Origin of the sequence: Planktothrix agardhii, assembly GCF_904830935.1 — a bacterium.
GTDB lineage: Bacteria > Cyanobacteriota > Cyanobacteriia > Cyanobacteriales > Microcoleaceae > Planktothrix > Planktothrix agardhii.
The window spans coordinates 1,350,692-1,369,904 of record NZ_LR882952.1; the positions used below are offsets into that span (position 1 = coordinate 1,350,692).

General features: G+C 38.6%; 14 protein-coding genes. 5 read left to right on the top strand and 9 right to left on the bottom strand.

All coding sequences use genetic code 11. From position 1 onward, the window contains the following. Nucleotides 1–53: 53 nt before the first annotated feature. The 5 genes from NMG88_RS06315 to NMG88_RS06335 form a co-directional block, all read right to left on the bottom strand. The gene (locus NMG88_RS06315; RefSeq protein WP_227350271.1) at nucleotides 54–3,404 is read right to left on the bottom strand and encodes a hybrid sensor histidine kinase/response regulator; all 3,351 of its coding nucleotides are present in this window, start codon (nucleotides 3,402–3,404) and stop codon (nucleotides 54–56) included. Between the two features lie 376 nt (nucleotides 3,405–3,780). Further along, nucleotides 3,781–5,187: a ferredoxin:protochlorophyllide reductase (ATP-dependent) subunit N gene (locus tag NMG88_RS06320; RefSeq protein ID WP_042152778.1), complete on the bottom strand. Its 1,407-nt coding sequence runs from the start codon at nucleotides 5,185–5,187 to the stop codon at nucleotides 3,781–3,783. 119 nt (nucleotides 5,188–5,306) lie between these two features. After that, nucleotides 5,307–6,656, bottom strand: a complete 1,350-nt coding sequence (locus tag NMG88_RS06325; RefSeq protein ID WP_254035219.1) for a DUF5331 domain-containing protein — start codon at nucleotides 6,654–6,656, stop codon at nucleotides 5,307–5,309. A 36-nt stretch (nucleotides 6,657–6,692) separates the two neighbouring features. After that, nucleotides 6,693–7,559, bottom strand: a complete 867-nt coding sequence (bchL, locus tag NMG88_RS06330) for a ferredoxin:protochlorophyllide reductase (ATP-dependent) iron-sulfur ATP-binding protein (RefSeq protein WP_227350274.1) — start codon at nucleotides 7,557–7,559, stop codon at nucleotides 6,693–6,695. Between the two features lie 500 nt (nucleotides 7,560–8,059). Next, complete coding sequence (locus NMG88_RS06335; RefSeq protein ID WP_254035220.1) at nucleotides 8,060–9,562, bottom strand: helix-turn-helix domain-containing protein; 1,503 nt, start codon at nucleotides 9,560–9,562, stop codon at nucleotides 8,060–8,062. 403 nt (nucleotides 9,563–9,965) lie between these two features. Here NMG88_RS06335 and NMG88_RS06340 point away from each other — a divergent pair, with 403 nt between their 5' ends. Beyond that, on the top strand, nucleotides 9,966–10,781 hold the full coding sequence (locus tag NMG88_RS06340; protein ID WP_254035221.1) for a hypothetical protein: 816 nt from the start codon (nucleotides 9,966–9,968) through the stop codon (nucleotides 10,779–10,781). Between the two features lie 314 nt (nucleotides 10,782–11,095). Next, nucleotides 11,096–11,224 carry a hypothetical protein gene (locus tag NMG88_RS22465; RefSeq protein ID WP_264478049.1) on the top strand — a complete coding sequence of 43 codons (129 nt, stop codon included), beginning with the start codon at nucleotides 11,096–11,098 and terminating at the stop codon, nucleotides 11,222–11,224. Between the two features lie 132 nt (nucleotides 11,225–11,356). Here NMG88_RS22465 and NMG88_RS06345 read toward each other — a convergent pair whose 3' ends face one another. Then, nucleotides 11,357–12,169, bottom strand: a complete 813-nt coding sequence (locus NMG88_RS06345; protein WP_254035222.1) for a ParB N-terminal domain-containing protein — start codon at nucleotides 12,167–12,169, stop codon at nucleotides 11,357–11,359. Next, the gene (locus NMG88_RS06350) at nucleotides 12,162–13,514 is read right to left on the bottom strand and encodes an AAA family ATPase (RefSeq protein WP_254035223.1); all 1,353 of its coding nucleotides are present in this window, start codon (nucleotides 13,512–13,514) and stop codon (nucleotides 12,162–12,164) included. The genes NMG88_RS06345 and NMG88_RS06350 overlap by 8 nt, the downstream gene beginning before the upstream one ends. Nucleotides 13,515–13,989: 475 nt before the next feature. Between NMG88_RS06350 and NMG88_RS06355 the strand changes: the two genes are divergently transcribed. The 3 genes from NMG88_RS06355 (at nucleotide 13,990) to NMG88_RS06365 (ending at nucleotide 16,055) form a co-directional block, all read left to right on the top strand. Next, nucleotides 13,990–15,456, top strand: coding sequence for a Fic family protein (locus tag NMG88_RS06355; RefSeq protein WP_235766232.1), 1,467 nt, complete (start codon nucleotides 13,990–13,992; stop codon nucleotides 15,454–15,456). Nucleotides 15,457–15,628: 172 nt separating this feature from the next. Next, nucleotides 15,629–15,850, top strand: coding sequence for a type II toxin-antitoxin system HicB family antitoxin (locus NMG88_RS06360; protein ID WP_254033390.1), 222 nt, complete (start codon nucleotides 15,629–15,631; stop codon nucleotides 15,848–15,850). Beyond that, nucleotides 15,840–16,055, top strand: a complete 216-nt coding sequence (locus NMG88_RS06365) for a type II toxin-antitoxin system HicA family toxin (protein WP_254033389.1) — start codon at nucleotides 15,840–15,842, stop codon at nucleotides 16,053–16,055. The genes NMG88_RS06360 and NMG88_RS06365 overlap by 11 nt, the downstream gene beginning before the upstream one ends. 48 nt (nucleotides 16,056–16,103) lie before the next feature. Here the strand turns inward: NMG88_RS06365 and NMG88_RS06370 are convergent, their stop codons facing one another. Then, the gene (locus NMG88_RS06370; protein WP_254035224.1) at nucleotides 16,104–18,095 is read right to left on the bottom strand and encodes a ShlB/FhaC/HecB family hemolysin secretion/activation protein; all 1,992 of its coding nucleotides are present in this window, start codon (nucleotides 18,093–18,095) and stop codon (nucleotides 16,104–16,106) included. 137 nt (nucleotides 18,096–18,232) lie between these two features. Next, nucleotides 18,233–19,120, bottom strand: coding sequence for a DUF928 domain-containing protein (locus tag NMG88_RS06375; RefSeq protein ID WP_081846340.1), 888 nt, complete (start codon nucleotides 19,118–19,120; stop codon nucleotides 18,233–18,235). Nucleotides 19,121–19,213 lie beyond the last annotated feature (93 nt).

Here is a 19,213-nt window from a genome sequence, read left to right on the forward strand (position 1 = left end):
TAAGAATTGATTAAATATTATGGAATCTATCAACCATTTACGTTTTGCCGAATTCATTTATAGGGTTTAGGGTGAGTTAGTAAAACTTTAATTTCCTCCAACAAAGAATCTACGGATAAATTAAAGGGTAAGACTTTAAGGGGAAAACTAGAAGTAAAGCATTGCAAATAAATAGCCATTTTTTTCCAAATATGCTCCTCTAATTCAACGGTAGAAGATGGTTTATTTCCTTGTTTTTTACTGAGGGTCTGATTCAAGATATTAATATCTGATTGTGCTAAAATAATTATGGGGATTTTTGATTCTATTTTTTCCAAAGTTGACAAGGCTTCAACGATCTTAGCAAAAGATTTACCTCGAAAACAAATTAATATTAAATCCAAACTTTTACATTGAATTTTCCGAATAATTTCTTCCCAATTTTTCCCCATAATTCCTTGAAATCCAGCAATTTCCATATATTGAACTAGGGCTTGATCGATCTTAAAATTAGTATCATTGATCCGATCAAGACGGGCTGGATTTTTCTCAAAATTACAGGGGGAGTTGTTGTCAGACCCTAATATTAATTCAGAATTAAACTCTGGGTTTATATTAGGGTCTTCAGAATCTAATAAATGACCGAATTGTTCTTCATGTAAAACAGAAGAATCGACCACTAAAATACTAGGTTTCCAACTTAAACGGGTCGCAATTTGAACGACTTCTAATAAAGCTGAACTGATAGATAAAGGAAAACTTTGAGAGTTGAGTTGGTCTTCTGGGGAATTAGCTAAACAAGGAAAAATTGATAAATTTTCAACTTGATTAGCAACCTGAGTGGTCAGGGGGTCTAGGGTGACAATGGGCAAACGGGCTAAACTTTCTTGTTGACTAATTTCCCGTAAAACATAGGATGGATTTTGTATCGAACTATCTCGCTCTAAAACCATGACATTAGGATGCCAAATTTGAGCCATGATGGAGGCTTGACTAATATCATCTACTTCTAAAATTCGGCAATGGGAAAATCGAGATAAAAATAAGGCTGAATGATAAATATAGTTTTTATTTTCCCAAGCTCCCGTTGAGACTAAATTTTGAGGATTTCCCGATAAACTCAGCCAAAGAATAATTAACTGTTGTGGCACAGAATATGGAACTTCTGGGAGTAATTCTGCCAACATTTTTTCTAACTCTAACCCTTGAACCGGAAGGCGGAGAAATCCATCACAATGATTCATCTTTGCCCGTTGTTTATCTCCTAAAGTGGCGGTAACAATCACGGGAATTTGATGGGTTTTTAGATCGGTTTTGAGTAGGGTTAAAACATCCCAACCAGATAATAAAGGAATTAAAGGATTCAATAAAATCGCCCTAGGTTGTAAACAACGAGCTTTTTCAACCGCTTCTGTTCCTGAACGGGCTACCACGACTCTATACCCTAAATCAGTCAGTTGTTCGCTCAGGTTTTGAATAAATTGGGGAACGGTTTCTACAATTAATACTAACCGAGATTTTTCCGAGGAAACTACAGGAGTAGAAGTCGAAAATTGAGAGTCTTGACTACCTATTTTATGTCTTAATTCCCAATTGTGACGGGGGGGATTTGGTGGTAATAATAGTGTAAATTTACTGCCTTGATTGGGTTTAGAAATAAAGCTGACATCTCCCCCATGTAGTCGCGCTAAATGTTGGGTTAATACTAACCCTAGTCCTGTTCCTTCAAATTCACGGGTTAGGGGACTTTCTAACTGTTGAAATTTTTGAAAAATCAGATGTTGTTTATCATCAGGAATCCCAATTCCTTGATCCCAAATAGTAAAAGCTACCCAATTTTCCCAACGACTAACTTGTAAACCAAAATCACTGCCATCGGGGGCAAATTTTAGGGCATTACACAACAAATTGACTAACATTTGTCGTAAGCGAAGTTCGTCCGCAACGAAGGTTTCTAAACCGGGTTCAATCTCTAAGTGAAATCGACGTTTAACTTGGGCTAGGATTTCTGCTTGTAGTTTAATATCCGATTTATCCTGGCTTTGGTAATGTTGAATTGCTAAATCAAAGGCAGCTTGACAAACGGTATGAATATGTAAAGGTTCAGGAACTAACTCTAATTGTCCGGTTTCTATGCGGGTTAAATCCAGAATATCATTCACCACTAACATCAGGTGACGACCACTTTTATGAATTAGTTGGGCATAACGGGTTTGTCTTTCATTGAGTTCCCCTAAGACTTGATCTTTTAATAAACTCGATAGACCTAAAATTGCCGTTAAAGGAGTTTTTAGTTCATGACTAATACAAGCCATAAACTCATCTTTGATGCGATTTAGTTGAATTAAATCGGTATTTTTAGCAGTGAGTTCCTGGGCAACTCGATGCTGTTCTGTAATATCTTGAGCTAACACTAACCACAGGTCATTAGTCTTTTGTTCTAAACATAATGCGATTTCTGATTCTGGGTTCAACCGTTGACGGGTAAATTGCCATACCCGCTCCTGATTTTGAGTAACAGGACAAATGCAAATATAAGTATCGGGTTTGTTCCCAAATTGACACCATTGGGGCATTTCTAAGGAGGCTGAATTTGAGGCTAAAGGTTCAGCAACATGGGTTAAGGGGTTAGATAAAAATCCCAAGTTTCCAGTAGTTTCTAAAGGGGAATTCAGCCCGTTTTCCTGCTCAGAAAATAGTTCAGGGGTTTCAGTCCAACGGGTTACTGCTTCTGCAACTTCCTGTACAACTTCTGATCCTCGCCCAATTAGCGATCGCCAAGCTAAATTTTGACTTATGATCGTGCCATCATTCTGTTGAATCATTAAAGGGATAGGTAGTTCACTTAAAAACTCAATTAAATGATTAAGTAAGGTAGAATCTTTTGGGGATAAAAAACTTAATTTGAGTGAGTTTTCTGTCTTCCAGTCGAAAGTTTGAAGGGGCGACGCTTTCGGTGACTCAACGGGGGGGAACGGTTGGGAATGCTTTACCAAATGGTCTAACACCTGTAAACTATCAATTAATCCGATAAATTCCCCCGTCTGATTCACTAAAGCTAAGGATATACTTTGAGTTTGAGTCTGATCCGCCCCAGTCTGGGAATTCTGATATTGTAAATAGATCCAGAATTCTTGTAGGTTTAAATGGGATGGAATGCCGATCACCGGCTCAATGATGGCTTGAAAAATTTCTCTGAGGGAAGGTTGAGTCTGACTCGGTGGGGAAACAGGAATCTGATTCAGCAGATAGGGAAGGAAACGACGCAACGAAATCATTCCTAGGGGCTGATATTGGGAGTTTACAATCACCACCTGTTCACAATTTCCCTGGGAAAAAATAAATCCCAAGGTTTCCAGGGAAGCGTCATAGTGACAAACAGGGACGACCTCAAGGAAAGTCAGGAGGTTAGCTTGGGGGAACATAAGACTTAAATCCTCCAGATAGGATCATCAACTGATGAGTTAACGATCATAATCCAATAGAACTCTATATAGTATTTCCATTGTCATAGCAAAGGGTTAACTTTTCTGTGAACTTAACGATTTCATAAACAATCTTAAGGGAATTGAAAGTTTTCCGGGTTTTTTTGGGGTGATTTTCCTAAAATATTGATCCCCAACGGTTTAACGATATTATTTTATTCGTTAATTACCACAACGATCTGGATATTTACTCTGAGGAGACGAAAATTTTCCTTCTATTTGATGCACCGATTACTGAGGATTATAGCAAAGAGGGCGATCGCATTCGATCACCCTTTTAATTATAATCATTTATTCCCTAAAAGGAAAGAAATAATTAAACCTTCGCATCTTCCTTAACTAACTTATCCCAACCCAAATCCTTGAGACTGTTATTTCGACGTAACGGCCGAGTTACTAACTCCAGAATATCCCGTGCATTGGTGAACCCGTGCATTTGGGCAAAGGTGAATTCCACCGACCATTTAGTATTAATACCCCGGGCTTCCAATGGGTTAGCATGAGCCATTCCGGTGATCACTAAATCCGGTTTTAACTCATAAATTCGTTGAATTTGATTGTAATTATCCGGTTTTTCCACAATAGTAGGTAAAGGAACACCCATCTCATGACAGGTTTTTTCTAATAGTCTTAACTCCGCATCCTGATACCGTTTATCCATATAAGGAATACCAATTTCTGGGCAAGTCATTCCGCAACGAATTAAAAACCGTGCCAAAGAAACCTCTAATAAATTATCCCCCATGAAAAACACAGATTTTCCCCGAACGATTTGAAGATAATCTTCCATACTCGCCCAAATTTGTGCTTCCCGTTCATCTAAACCCTTGGGTTCAATATTAAAAACAGAACAGATTTTTTCAATCCAAGCTCGAGTTCCATCGGGGCCAATGGGGAACGGCGCACCAATTAATTTACACTTACGACGCCGCATTAATGTTGTAGCAGTTCGAGATAAAAATGGATTAACTCCTGCTACATAATACCCTTCTTCTAATACAGGTAATTCTGTATAACGTTTTGCAGGTAACCACCCGGAAACTTTAATCCCTTGCTTCTTCAATTCTAAGGTTAAATTAGTAACAACAGGATCAGGTAAAGAACCAAATAAAACTAAGGGCGGATGATTAGCATATTCCGATTCTTCTTGAGCAACATCTTCTTTTTGTTTGCCAAAATTCAGTAATTTTTGAATCGCATTTCGTTCATTTTTTTCTGTTTCTGCCACCGGAGCTTTATCAGGACAACGGGCTGCCATGGCTGCTAATACAGTATCTTCCCCTTGAGTAAAGGCATAATCTAAGCCATTAGCCCGGGCGACCACAATCGGAATTCCAATTTCTGATTCTAATTTCGGCGCTAAACCTTCCAAATCCGTTTTAATAATTTCAGTAGTGCAAGTGCCGATCCAAATAATCACACTGGGGTTGCGATCTCGTTTAATTTGTAAACACAACCGCTTTAATTCATCATAATCATTCAGTTTAGCGGAAATATCCCCTTCTTCTAATTCTGCCATCGCATAACGGGGCTCGGCAAAAATCATCACCCCCATGGCATTTTGCAGAAAATAGCCGCAGGTTTTTGTCCCAATCACTAAAAAGAAACTATCTTCAATTTTTTGGTATAACCAAGCGACACAACTAATCGGACAAAAGGTGTGATAATTTCCGGTTTCACACTCAAAAGTTAAACCTTCCGGTTGTGGTTGAGCAACGGTCATAATTTTTTCCTCTTAATCGGATGTTTGTTAATCAAAATTTGACAAGACTATCTATGACTTTGAATCGTGCAGATTCAAAGTCCAAACCCGATTAAGGATTAGGAAACTAGGTCGGTAAATTATTTAAAATCCGACAGGGAAATTTCATCATCATCTGAAGAACCAGTTAACCCTTCGATATCGATATCATCCATATCTCCCGTGGTTAAATCCCCCATATCGTCGAGATTAAACTCCCCTAAATCATCATCTCCTAATCCCAAATCATCTAAATCTCCACCAGCATCAAGACCTAAGCCATTGGAGGAACTATCTTCTAACCCGAAATCACCGAGATCATCATCCAGACCGGAATCCGTATCTCCTAATTCCAACCCTCCTAAACCTTCTGAACCGAGTTCGTCCGCTTCTAACCCAAAATCGTCCATCCCATCTAAACCCAGATCATCGGAGGCATCTAAACTGAGATCGAGTTCACCGGTTAAACCATTTTCTTCGCCCAGTTCGGTCTGAACATCATCTGCCCAGACATCAGAGTCGGTATTGATGTCCAATTCCGCCGATGTTGTTTCCGACTCTAGCCCAAAATCCAAATCATTGGACTCAAGTTCATCGGATTCTAAACTCATATCCAAATCATCGGACTCAAGTTCATCGGACTCCAAACTCATATCCAAATCATCGGACTCAAGTTCATCGGACTCCAAACTCATATCCAAATCATCGGACTCAAGTTCATCGGACTCCAAACTCATATCCAAATCATCGGACTCCAAATCCATGTCTAGGTCATCAGTCCCCAGAGATTCTGATTCATCCTCCAACTCAAGCTCAAAGTCTTCCTCGGCTATGTTAGCGGTCTCTGTGTCGATATCTAAACCCAGATCCCCCATGCCCAAGTCATCATATTCGAGATTGAAGTCATCCTGGGTTTTCTCCATCACCGCAGCCACACCCACAACCGCAGTAGCGCCCGCCACTGCCGCCACAGCACCCGCAACATTGAGTGTTTGTGCTGGGGTGATGTCCTCCTCCAAACTCAATGTTTCTGGAGGTGCTGGATGATGATATCCCGGGACAGCCTTAGCCACGAATAGGGGTATTTCCGGCGATGGAGCATAACCTGGGGCAACGGCTGGGGCTTGATAGGCTGGAACCGCAACGGTTGCAGGCTGTTCCGATGTAGACCTACCCGCCAACGCCAAATCCGGGTCAAAATGTAGCCCTAACACCTCAATCAGTTTTTCGGGATCGGGATTGAGCCTCGAAAATGGCAACATTAGTTGGGCTGCCTCGGGGTCAAGCGCGTTGATCGTTCCCAAAATGAGGGATGAGGCAGGTCTTCGACCGCCATCTGGGGTCGGGATTGAATTCAAATCCATTTGCAGCACCAGCCAATCCCGATTGGCCTGGTAATATTGCAACCACTTATCTTTAAGTGCGACGGAAAAGTCTTTGAAGAAAGCCATAACCTCTATATCCTCATCCTGAGATAGCTAGACATATTAAACCATCATCAGGTCTAGCTCAGGATCGTGACTTTGAACAAGGGGTTGAATCGGATTCAGATAAAAATCTGATAACAACGAGAATAATTCCCGATCCGGGGTGTCTTGGGGGACGACTCCTTCAGGTTGGGATAATAGTTGATCGGCAATATTTAGGTAATAATCACAGACATAGTTGAGGGACGGATCGGTTTCGGCCATCTCAAATAGGGTTTTTCCCTTAACGCGAGAAACCCGAATATCTTCGATTAATGGCAACACTTCTAACACGGGCATGGGGACGGTTTCAATGTATTTTTCAATCAGATCCCGTTTGGATGTGCGGTTGCCAATTAAACCCGCTAACCGTAGGGGGTGAGTCCGGGCTTTTTCGCGTACCGAAGCGGCGATCCGGTTAGCTGCAAATAGGGCATCAAAACCGTTATCGGTGACAATTACGCAATAGTCGGCATAGTTCAGGGGGGCGGCAAAACCACCGCAAACCACGTCCCCTAAGACATCAAACAGGATGATATCGTATTCGTCAAAGGCGTTGAGTTCTTTCAGGAGTTTGACGGTTTCTCCCACGACGTAACCGCCACATCCTGCACCCGCCGGAGGGCCCCCCGCTTCGACACAATCAACCCCGGCATAGCCGGGGTAAATCACATCTTCTGGCCAAATATCTTCATAGTGAAAGTCTTTTTCCTGCAAGGTATCAATAATCGTGGGAATTAAAACCCCTGTGAGGGTAAAGGTGCTGTCGTGTTTGGGATCGCATCCAATTTGCAGGACTTTTTTACCCCGTTTGGCTAAAGCGGCAGAAATGTTACAGCTTGTGGTTGATTTACCGATTCCGCCTTTACCGTAGACTGCTAATTTCACGATTTTTTCTCCTTATCGGTTTTGATTAAAAACTGTTGACTGTTGGCAGTGGTTTTCTTGGTTTGATACAGCCATTATTGTCTAACTACCCCAGAAAGGAAAGGGGTGATTTTAATGGATAGGGCAATAAATTCAAGATTTATCGCGGATTAAATATTAATTTACACTATATCAAATCAGAATCAATTTTAAGACTCAAAGCAATATTTTTTAATTTTTTATGTTACTTTTTATATAAAAATAGTTACAATAAGCAAAAAAATAAAAACTAGGTTGGGTTGAAATGTCCAAAAGTTACCCCCATAAAACCCTTTACCCTAATCAGTCATCAGTTAAAGAGTGATCATTGACTCTGGTATCCCATCGTAATTCAGGAATTTTTGGCCAAAAGGACTAAGCAATTTTACTGATTATTTACCCTAAAAATTCCTTGATCAAAACTAACCCCGTTAAATGTTAATTTTTGCAAAATTCTGATTTAGGGTGTGTTGTCTGTCCATTCAGTATCCCCAAAATAGATGCGACTTTCTAATTGTAATCTTCCCCTCGTTTCCCCTCGTTCCAATGCTCTGCATTGGAATGCCAATTTTGAGGCTCTGCCTCAAATAACAGGAGGCGGAGCCTCCATCAACTAGACTCGCTATATAATATTTCAGCATCGGTTGAAGGGTAAAATAGATGCGACTTTCTAATTCTAATCTTTCAATCCAACACCTTTGTCCTAAAGAAGCTAAGGCTTTTAATACATCTGAATGAGATATTTTTAGATTAGATTGTAATTCTGATAGCAAAATACCATTAGGAATTTGTCCTAAATGAATAATAATTTTTTGCTCTAATTCCGATAACCGATTAAATTGTTGGGTCAAACTTTCCATTAAATCCTCTCCTAGAAATAAAGTTTCATAGTCTAAAAATTCAGAAACTTTACCTCCAAATAAATTTTTAATAACTGTAGAAATACTATTTAAAAAATATGGGTTTCCTCCATAATAATTAAGTAAAGTATTCCAATTTTCAATATCTGATAATCCCTGAGCTTTTAACAAATCTTTTGCTGATTCTCCTAAACCAGAAAGCAATAAATAATGTATCGCTGTATTTTTCTTTCTTGATTCAATTAAATCTTTTGGTAATTCCCAACTATTTAGTATAATACAGCTTTGGTGATTTAATTGACTGATTTTTTTAATAAATAACCGATAATTCTCAAGATTGGGTCGATAATTTCCAGCTAATTGACCAGAATTAAATAAAGTTTGAAAATCATCTAAAATAATTAAGCAACGTTGCGATCGCAATACTTTCATTAATTCACTCAATTGTTCATTCAAATTGATCGGAAGTTGACTTGCAGATTCACCTAATAAAAATTGCAGTAAATTTATTAATAATTCATTTAAAGCGGGTGCAGTCTCCAAACTTTGCCAAATTACCGCATCAAAATTTTCTTGAATCTCTTGAACTAATTTGACCGCTAATGCTGTTTTTCCGATTCCACTCATCCCCAAAAGCATCACCACTCGACAGCGTTGTTCGAGTATCCAATCTATTAAAGTTTCCAGTTCTTCTGTTCGTCCAAAAAATTCATAAACATCCGGTGCATCATCTAAATTAACTCTTAATAAAGGTTCATTTTTATTGTTTTTAGGCGTAACAGAATCATCTGAGGATAAAGGAGGTTCATGACAAACATTAATATGATTAATTTGTACAGAATCTTTAGCAAAATTTAAGAAATTAGAATATCTTTGTCGCTTCAGAGTTGAACGTAAATTAGATTTTCTCACTTCTTCCCCTAAAGCATCGGAGAGAACTTTCCATAAATCAGAAGCAATATCCTTGACATGACCCTCAGAACAGTGAAACTCATCCGCCACTTTTGAGTATTTTTCGTTCTCTAAACTCCCCCTTAATATCGCTTCTTGAAGATCATCCAGGCGCTTTCCCGTCTTGGTAAAAACCAAGTGATCGGCTAGTCTGAGGACTTCTTGCACATCCATACCCTGTGTTAAACCTTAGTTTTATCTCTATTTTAGCCGACTTTTTCCGACCTCAACCACTTAATCCGACTTTTGCCGATTTTTTCCGACTTTTTAACAGAAAAAGAAATTATAAAATTCCCGACTTAATCCGACTTTTTCCGACTGTACAGAATCACAAATTATCAGATAATAATACCTAGTTGAAATGATGTGTAGTAATTATTCATCTGAGCGAATTAGCCCAAATAAATAGAAGCTATCTGATTTTTAAGTCTTGATTTTACCCCGCTATCCAATATCTGAATAATCCAAATTAAAACCAGGTAATTTTAGCGCAAGCTTGAAGCAAGCTAGATGAAAACCGTAGATATTCAAGAATATTCGGGTTTCTCTTGCTGAATTTCAAGCATAAGGAGAACGTATGCTTAATCAATTTAACGGTTTCAATAAAGTTGCAGGAATTAGCTTGATTTCACTTTTGGGTGTATCAGTAACTTCTATTTTAGTAACTTCTGATCAGCAAAATGTTGCTATAGCACAGGAAAATCCTGGTTGTTTTATTGTTGATCATGCAGAGCGAGTTATTAATTTAGATGGTCTTTGTATACCTCAATCTAAAGCAGAATTAGAGCCTCCGGCTATTATTAAAGGAATTGCTTTAACTGGTACAAGAATAATTAGGGAAAGGTCAGAGGTTCCTTTTATAATAGGTACAATTACGAATACAACAAATCAAACTATTCAGGTTAATAGCATAAAGTTACAATTTGAAGATAAATCAACTTCAACTTTAGAAGTAAAAGCTCAAGAAGTTGAGGGTTGCTTTTGGATCAATTCTCTCAATCAAAATATGCGAATTCCGACTTATATGTGTGGGAGATTAAATTCTACTATTCAAAATCCTGCTCAAATTTTGAATAACTTATCAGTAGAACAAGTTTTTATTGAAGACTATAAAAACTTGGCTAATTCTCAGGAAGAACCTTTGGTAAGAAGTCTTCTATTAAGCACAATTAAAAATTCACCGGATGGAGAAGTTAATGAGGCAAAAAAATTTTGTGCTGCTTTTCAATCAGGCAAATCTTACCAAGACATTATTAAATCTGAATCTGAAAAACTGTCTCAACAAGATGAAGGTTCAGCAACATACAGAGCTAATCTTCGCTTTGTTATTTTTCGTTTTCTCTTAGCTACCAAACATTTTTGTCCTCAATTTGCCTCTCAAATTAATCAATAAGAGTAATACTTCCCTCGTTCCAATGCTCTGCATTGGAATGAAAACTTGAGGCTCTGTCTCAAATAACAGGAGGCGGAGCCTCCATTAATATCATTTCTAGGTAGAACCTAGAAACGAGGAGAATGAAAAATAAATAACTTGCACAATTAAACCCCAGAAGCCTTGATATACGGTAAACTATTGCTCAATTAGTCACCTTATTGGTTTTTCATTCCTAATTTCATTATTTTGTTGATATAATATTTGGCATAGCTATCAAAATTAACATTAAAGCAATGGATAAGCAAAAATACATTTATTGGCAAGATGAGGATATGTTTCTTGGTTACTTAGAAGAATATCCTGATTATTGGACTCAAGGAATTTCTTTAGAAGAATTAAAACAAAATTTATTAGACTTGTATCACGAATTTAGTAGCAATAATATTCCTTCTGTTTGCTAGACATTGAGAAATTAATCAGAATTTAGCTAAACATATACTTAAAATGCTTCAAAATCCTTAATAGCGATCGCATCTCAACCCCCCTAAATTCCAAAGAGCGATCGCTCAATCAATATAATATTTCTCTATTATTTATAAAGAAAATACGGTTTTTAGAGTTTTTTGAATTTGATTTTTACTCACTCCACAATCAAGCTTTAAAATAGGATTTAAACTTTTCCATTTACCTTTAGGAGTTGTAAATAGAGTATCAGCTAATTGCTCCGGATCTATTTTATCAAATTTATCTATTTTATTAATAGATAAATAATTGAGACGCTCAAAAATTTGATCTCGGTTGGCTTTTTTAATAGATACAGGTTCAGGTGCTGGCGGAATCTCTTTTTTCGGTAAAGGTTTACAGTAAAAAACTTGTTTTAAACAGTCTAATTGGTTTTCTTTTGTAATTCCGCATTTTAACTTTGTAAGTTTATTAAAATCAGCCCAAGTTTCTCGATCAGATTCAAGAATACGGTCTGTTACTTTAATTAAATCTACTGTTTTTGTTTTTAAAGGACTTCCAGGTTCAGATTGTAAATAGCGGAGTGCTGCTAGAATTGTATCTCTGGAAGCTGTACATAAATTAACATTAACAACCGGATTCGCTTCTCTTGTTAAAATTTTAGCTTGTTCAATATTAGAAGGTTTTGGATCAATAACAATACACCAAACCCTTTCTATTTGTGCTTTTTGAGCCGCTGCATAGACAAAATGATTACTCACCGCTTGATACTGATAATCTGCTATTTCCTGCACAATCACCGGAACCCAATTTCGTCCATTTGCTTGTAAAATAGCTTCGGCTGCACTCGAAACAAAAAATTCCGGTTCTGTAATTTCTTGTCCGGGTTCAATATCAATTAAAGGCAAGTGCATTAATTTACCAATATTATCAAAATCACTCATAAAGAAAATACTCCTGTGCTAAAGAAAGATAATAATCGTTTACAGTTTTATGCTTAAATACGGCAGGTATGCGTTCAAAGGCGGCACTTGCAACAATAGCATATTCTGGAATACTGAATATTGTTTGATCTGGACTACCTTTTGTATGTTTTGGATAAAAGTACGGTAATAAATCATGATTCAAAGAAATGATCGACTTGATTTCATGGTTAGCTCGTTTCAATGAAGTCTCTGTTGGTTTATGTTCATTAAAAAAAATAGGCAGAGGAATCGGGCCATACTCTCCTTTTTTATCTCTTAGTTCTTGCATTTCAGGAATAAATTCTAGGATGACTTTACTGGCATTTTTTAAGGAGGCAAAATTCGTGTGTTTAGTTGGCATTAAAACAACATCAGAGGCATAAACACAAGCTTGACTAAAAAACGTCCAGTTTGTCGGTGCATCGATCAAAATATAATCATAATTACCTTTTAAAGTATCTAATAAATATTTTAACCTTGTAGCCCAATTTTGAACTTTGGCTTGGTGTTCATAAAGCATAAATTTCTCTAAACCCGAATCTGAAGGGATAACGTCAAAAAGTCGAACCTCTCCAGATTTAGTTTTAACTTTAAAAGGCTGAATGGCATCTTTAATGTTTAAAAACCGATCAATTAAACAATCAGATAACTTGGTTTTTGTAGGTTGTAAACCCAGTGAATCTGTTAAGTCTCGCTGTTGAGGATCAAAGTCAATCACTAAAACATTCTTTTTCTGTCTCCGTAAGATAGAAGCTAGATTGATTGTAGTTGTTGTTTTGCCCACACCTCCTTTATCATTGTAGAGACTAACGACTAAAGCAGGTAAGGGATTCTCGATCAAATCCTTAATACGAGTAACAATATCTAGGATATTATCATTTTTAATTAGCCAACAAGGTGTGGCAGGATGAACGACCTTACCATGTCGCCGAAAAAGTTGAATATGGATTGAATTTGTAATAATTCCCCATTCAGCAGTTTTACAGTTAGGGGATAGCAAATATTGTTTAATTTGGTTTTGAGTTTTTTGACCCGTCGGTGTTTTCTCCATGAGATTTATTTTGGCTCCCGTACCAATAGCTCGACCTTTAACTTCTACCAACAGATAAGGATTGGTTTTTGATTGATTAAAAGTATCACTGCCTTGGTTTTTTCGAGCCGCAAAATCTACTGTCCCAGAACCCGTAGCAAATTCGGGGTATTGTTCCTCAATACTAAACCCTAGAGCCTTTAACAAGGGCTTAACAAAGTAATCGCTAACAATAGCTTCAGAAGCTAGATCGGGTATACTGTCTAAAATTCTATTCCAGTTTGCATCAGTCATATAAGTATAGATAAGACTATGGAAGATTGGATTGATTTATCTCAATGTAAAAGACAATCAAAATTTAGATCCACTTTGATTATCATTTGAGAACATCATACCAGACCAAGTGTTGATAAGTCATAATTTTTTCTCAGATCCTCATAATTGGGTGACAATGTTAAGTTGCTAATATTTTGTTCCCTCGTCCCTCGTCCCCTCGCTCCCTCGTTCCAATGCTCTGCATTGGAATGCCAACTTTGAGGCTCTGCCTCAAATAAAAGGAGGCGGAGCCTCCATTAATATCATTTCTAGGTAGAACCTAGAAACGAGGAGATTGAGGTTAATTGTTTTTATTATAGGTTTCTGATTGCGCCCAAACGCAACAACGGGGTTGATCAAATTTGTTCTAAGTTCAGTAGAAAGGTAGCCAAAAGACTATCTATCAGAAGACAAGAAAGTTAGAATCAATTTATGTCAATGGAGGCAAAGGTTTATGTTGTGGGAACCAATAGAAGACTTACATTCAGACTGGAAGAATTTGGCAAGTTCTGAATTGCCACCTCTAGTAACTGTTTGGAACGAGCAAGCAGAGCGTCTACGTCAATCTAGTGAGTTTCAATCTTTCAATGAGAAACTACGCAGGGAAATAGCAATTGAAACCGGAATAATGGAGCGCTTGTACACAATAGATCGTGGGATCACTCGTTTGCTGATCGAACAGGGAATTAATGAAGCGTTAATTCCTCATGGAGCCACAGATCGTCCAGTTAAACAGGTAGTTTCTCTGATTAAAGATCAAGAGGCAGCAATTGAAGGATTATTTGATTTTGTAGGTGGGCAAAGAACGCTATCAACTTCCTATATCAAGCAGTTACATCAACTTTTAACTCAGAGTCAAGACAGTACAGAAGCCCTAGAGCCAGGTACAGGAAAAATATTTCGTGTCTCTTTAATAAAAGGTGATTGGAAACATCAACCGAACAATCCTTTGCGACCGGACGGTTCTGTTCATCATTACTGTCCTCCCGAGCAAGTTGCCTCTGAGATGGATAAACTGATTGTGTTACATCATCAACATTGTGATCAAAAAGTTCCTCCTGAGATTGAGTCTGCATGGTTACATCATCGATTTACACAAGTTCATCCATTTCAAGATGGAAATGGTCGTGTTGCTCGTTGTTTAGCTAGTTTAGTATTTATCCAAGCTAGTTGGTTTCCTTTGGTTCTCACTCGTGATGATCGAGCAGTCTACATCGCAGCTTTGGAAGAGGCAGATCAGGGTAATCTATCCAGCTTAATTAATCTTTTTGCTAAGAGTCAAAAGCAATCTTTCTTAAGAAGCCTGGGTCTGTCAGAGCAGGTATTATCAGAGACGCGACGAACTAAAGCTATCATTTCTTCTATCGCTGAAAAATTTAAACAAAATCAACCAGCATCTATTCAAGAACGATGCCAGAAGGCTGAAAGCTTTGCCTCAAAATTATTTGATATAGCTTCTAATCGCCTAGAAGACGTTGCTGATGAAATTAAGTTATCTATCCAGAATTTCGTTAATAATGCAGAGGTTTTTACGATTCCTGCTCCTAGTAATGATGATCGCTCATATTATCATCGCTATCAAGTGCTCCAAACAGCCAAACAGTTGGGATACTTTGCAAATCTTCGGAATTACCACACTTGGATTCAATTAGTTATTAATGTAGAAACATCAACAATGCTTCTTCTTTCATTTCATGTTCTAGGACATGAATACCGGGGATTGCTTGTATGTACTGCTTGTGCTTATCATAGAGATGATTCTGAGGAAGATAAAAGCAATATTAGTGATATTGAGTCTTTAACAGATTCCCCATTCCAGTTTTCTTACGCAGACGAAGAAGATAATTTAATAGAACGCTTCAAGCAGTGGTTAGAAGATGTAATTTTGACGGGTTTAGAATACTGGAACAAAAGTATTTAATGGATGTTAGAGGGAGCATCTGTAACATCTCTCATCAAATTTCATATTTGGGGATTAAAAACCGGGTTTCTTCAAGAAACCCGGTTTTTGGGGTTAATGGTAGCCAAAATACCTAGATTTAGATAGGATTGAATTAACTAATTCTGGATATTATGTGCGTGATTAGATAGCTATGAAGATTTTACAAGACTATACGATTGTTACCCGTCCTGATGATAATGGAACATTTGTCGCTTATGTTCCAGCCATTTCGGGTTGTCATGCTTGGGGAAAAAGTTCAGAAGCAGCTTTATCTGAATTAATTTATGTTTTTGAAATGATTCAGGAAGAATATCAAGACAGAGGAGAGACATTACCAGAAGATGTTGAGTTGGTAGTTGCCAATGCCAGCTAAAGTTAAAGAGTTAGAAAAAGTTGCCCAAAAATTAGGGTTTGAAAAAGTTAGACAAAAAGGAAGTCATGCTCGTTGGCAACATCCTGATGGACGAGCAACAACAATCCCAATTCATGGGAATACTGAAATAGGCGGTTGGCTATTGTCCCAAATTTTGAAGCAAATGGGAATTACAGAACCAGAATTTAATCACTTGAGAAAGTAGCTTAATCATAATCCGTATTTTAACTGATAACTGTTTACTGATAACTGATTAAGGTGTATAAGTCACACTAAAATAAATCCCATCATCTTGAATATTATTACCCCGATCGCTAATACTAATTAAGGGAATCCCATAGTCTAGGCGAAGATTTAAGCCGTTAACGGGTTGCCAAATTAATCCTAGTCCTGCACCTGCTAAAAAGGTTTTGCCGATAATTTTATTAGGGTTGCGATCATGATTCCAAACCCCACCAAAATCGAGAAATGGAGCCAGTTGAAACACAGGTTCGGAGTCTTTATTGCGATCTAGGGTAATTCGATCTTCAAAGGAAATCCGAAAGCCATTATCCCCAGCCCGCACATTTTGACGATATCCTCTCAGGGATAAAGCACCTCCGATAACAAATTGTTGTGAGGGAAATAACGGATCAGCCGATAATTGAATATCCCCTTGGGCAATTAGGAGATTATTTTCCCCTAAACGTTGTACCCGTTGGACTTGACCTAACCAACTGAAAAATGCCGCATTGGGGGTACTGACATCGGTGGCGCCGAGGATATCTAAACCGAGGTTAAATTGCGATCGCAAGGCCCAAGCCCCTTGTGTATCTCGAATCAGATAATCCTGTCCAAATTTCAGCACACTGGTGCGAGTCACCCCGTTCCGATCTGGCCCGGAGGCAAAGGGTTCTCCGTTATTGTCTAAAAAGGTTTGACTGTCTTGGTAAGCAAAGCCAAAAGAGAGAGCAAATTCAGAGATTGGGTTACGGATAATTGGTTGACGATAGCTAATTTCGTAACGTTGAGATTTCCCTTCAATATTCAGCGCGTTGAATGGCTCTTGAGTGATCCGATTTTGGTAAGGTTGAACTCTCAGTTGTATAGTTCCGTTCATGGGGTTAATCGGAATACTATACAAAGCGTCGATAATATCAGAATCCCCATTAGCAATTAAGCGAGTGGTATTATAAGACAGTCCCAGGAAGTCCCCGCGACCTGTGAGGTTAAGATGACGGACACTAATTCCCATGCGTTCCGAACCAATACTCGGGGGCGAATAGTTATCCACATTCAAACTCACCCCAAAGGGCGGTGCTTCTACCACCCGCACAATTAAAATACTCTGACCTTCTTGGGTTCCGGCTCTTAAACTGGCTTCTACGGTTTCAAATAAGGGGTTAATTCTTAATAGTCGCAATTGGTTTTCTAAGGCGGCGGTACTGAGGGGTTTAGTCGCACCTAAATGAATCCTGCTGGTTATATAGGAGGGATGGAGGCGTTTTATTCCTTCAACTTCGATATTTTCTAGGGTTCCTTCAATTACCTGAATCTCGACAATGCCATTATTAATGGTTTGTTCGGGAACAATTGCTCTGGAGGTAATGTAACCCTGTTCTAAATAAATGGCGGTAATTTTATCGGCTAGTTCCCGTATTTGGGTGAGGGTGGTAGAAGTGTTTTCTAGTGGGTTAACTAAGGTTTTAATTTCTTCTAAGGTGAGAATAGTGCTACCAGTAACGTTAATCTGTTGAACCGGAATCGGGGTTTCATCCGTTGACGGGGTAGGGGCGGGGGTAGGAGTGGGGGTTAATTCAGGATTTGGCGGGGGTTCGGGTTTGGGGGGAATTGGAGGTCGGGGTAAAAAGCGATCGCGGTTCGGATCGGGTTGGGGTACCTGGGGGGGAATATTAATCGGTGCGGCTTGGGCCAAAGTGGGACAATTCCCGAAATTACAAGATTCTCCAGAAACCCCTTGTCTTGAGAAATCCGCAAAGTTCAGGGTTTGTAGAGGAGGAATCCCAGGAATATCAGCAACTTCCGAGGGCGTTATGGTTGAAGGGGAAAGGAATGGGATTGATTTGACAACTGGAATCTCGTGCTCGGGGGTCAGAGGTTCCAGGGTTTCTGTTCCAAAGGAGATTAGGGTTGGAGAGTTTTCAGAAAGACCTTGACGAGAAAATAGGGAAACAACCAGTAATAGGGTACTGGTAACTATCAGACCACCGTGACAAAATTTTGTAAAATTTTCACTCCTACCCATAGAATGCCTATTTTTCGATTAGTTATCAGTTAACAGTAATCAGTAATCAGTAATCAGTCAACCGTCAATCATTAAAACAATAAAATCAAACTTTTTTTGCGGTGACAATGACTGTCTACTTCCATTTACGGGGATTACTAATTGGTTTGAATTTTCAGAATAGGAGCATTGAGGATAGATTGAGCTTTTTCTTTATCAATCTGAGTTTGTTTTTGATCCGGATCAAAGCCAATAGATTTTAATAGATCGTTCCACTTATTTTTAAGGAATAAATTTTCAGAATCATTCAATTTTAAGGTTGCCAAAGTTAATAATGTTTCATACCAAAGTCCTTGGTTGGCATAGATTTTTAAACGTTCTAAGGGATCGGTCGTTTCTCCTAATTCAAGTTTTTGATTAGGACTTAAAGCAACGGAATTAATCCAGCCACTCACGAAAAGATCATTAGAAGTATCACTACTGTTACATTTAAGTGCTATATACCAACGATAATTTTTATTGTCTTGTAAAGTTACGGATTTAGCATTCTCAGACCACTGAATTCCTACTATTCCAGGGCGATCGGTGCTGATGGGAAATGTGGTTTTGTAAAGGGTTTTATCACCTTCATCTGCTATCTCAAATTCTAATATCTTTTGATCGACTTTCCCTGGAATATAAAGAAAAAATGCGGGTTGACCTGATGCGGTGCGACCCATTGTAGACTCTGGAATTAAGGCAGTCATCGAACCGGGACAACCTATGCCCCGAGTTCCGCCCCCTTCTCGACGCCCGGGTACTCCCCGTTCGGGTGGTGTAAAGGCATTCCAGTTGGTAAACGGTGAATCACTGCTTTGGCCTGGTTGTTCAGGTTGCTGAACCCGTTCCCGATCCCCAAAATCAACCTGATTCCGTTCATCTCCCAGATTTTGAGGTAAAGAGGCTGAATGGGCGGCAGTTACAATCAAACTATTAGCAACCACGATTTGCAACAATAACGTTAGTCCAAGGGCTGCACGGTGGAGGAAAAACATTGGCATAGCCATAACTAATCACGCTTACCGATGGGCAGAGATAGTAGCATTTATCGACATCACTATTGTATCTAATGTTCCTGCAAAATTTGTCAAAATCTGTGC

What these genes read in the sequence shown, in the direction of transcription:
- NMG88_RS06315 (WP_227350271.1), bottom strand. Translation starts at nt 3,404, where the DNA reads ATGTTCCCCCAAGCTAACCTCCTGACTTTCCTTGAGGTCGTCCCTGTT.
- NMG88_RS06320 (WP_042152778.1), bottom strand. Translation starts at nt 5,187, where the DNA reads ATGACCGTTGCTCAACCACAACCGGAAGGTTTAACTTTTGAGTGTGAA.
- NMG88_RS06325 (WP_254035219.1), bottom strand. Translation starts at nt 6,656, where the DNA reads ATGGCTTTCTTCAAAGACTTTTCCGTCGCACTTAAAGATAAGTGGTTG.
- NMG88_RS06335 (WP_254035220.1), bottom strand. Translation starts at nt 9,562, where the DNA reads ATGGATGTGCAAGAAGTCCTCAGACTAGCCGATCACTTGGTTTTTACC.
- NMG88_RS06340 (WP_254035221.1), top strand. Translation starts at nt 9,966, where the DNA reads ATGCTTAATCAATTTAACGGTTTCAATAAAGTTGCAGGAATTAGCTTG.
- NMG88_RS22465 (WP_264478049.1), top strand. Translation starts at nt 11,096, where the DNA reads ATGTTTCTTGGTTACTTAGAAGAATATCCTGATTATTGGACTCAAGGA.
- NMG88_RS06345 (WP_254035222.1), bottom strand. Translation starts at nt 12,169, where the DNA reads ATGAGTGATTTTGATAATATTGGTAAATTAATGCACTTGCCTTTAATT.
- NMG88_RS06350 (WP_254035223.1), bottom strand. Translation starts at nt 13,514, where the DNA reads ATGACTGATGCAAACTGGAATAGAATTTTAGACAGTATACCCGATCTA.
- NMG88_RS06355 (WP_235766232.1), top strand. Translation starts at nt 13,990, where the DNA reads ATGTTGTGGGAACCAATAGAAGACTTACATTCAGACTGGAAGAATTTG.
- NMG88_RS06360 (WP_254033390.1), top strand. Translation starts at nt 15,629, where the DNA reads ATGAAGATTTTACAAGACTATACGATTGTTACCCGTCCTGATGATAAT.
- NMG88_RS06365 (WP_254033389.1), top strand. Translation starts at nt 15,840, where the DNA reads ATGCCAGCTAAAGTTAAAGAGTTAGAAAAAGTTGCCCAAAAATTAGGG.
- NMG88_RS06370 (WP_254035224.1), bottom strand. Translation starts at nt 18,095, where the DNA reads ATGGGTAGGAGTGAAAATTTTACAAAATTTTGTCACGGTGGTCTGATA.
- NMG88_RS06375 (WP_081846340.1), bottom strand. Translation starts at nt 19,120, where the DNA reads ATGGCTATGCCAATGTTTTTCCTCCACCGTGCAGCCCTTGGACTAACG.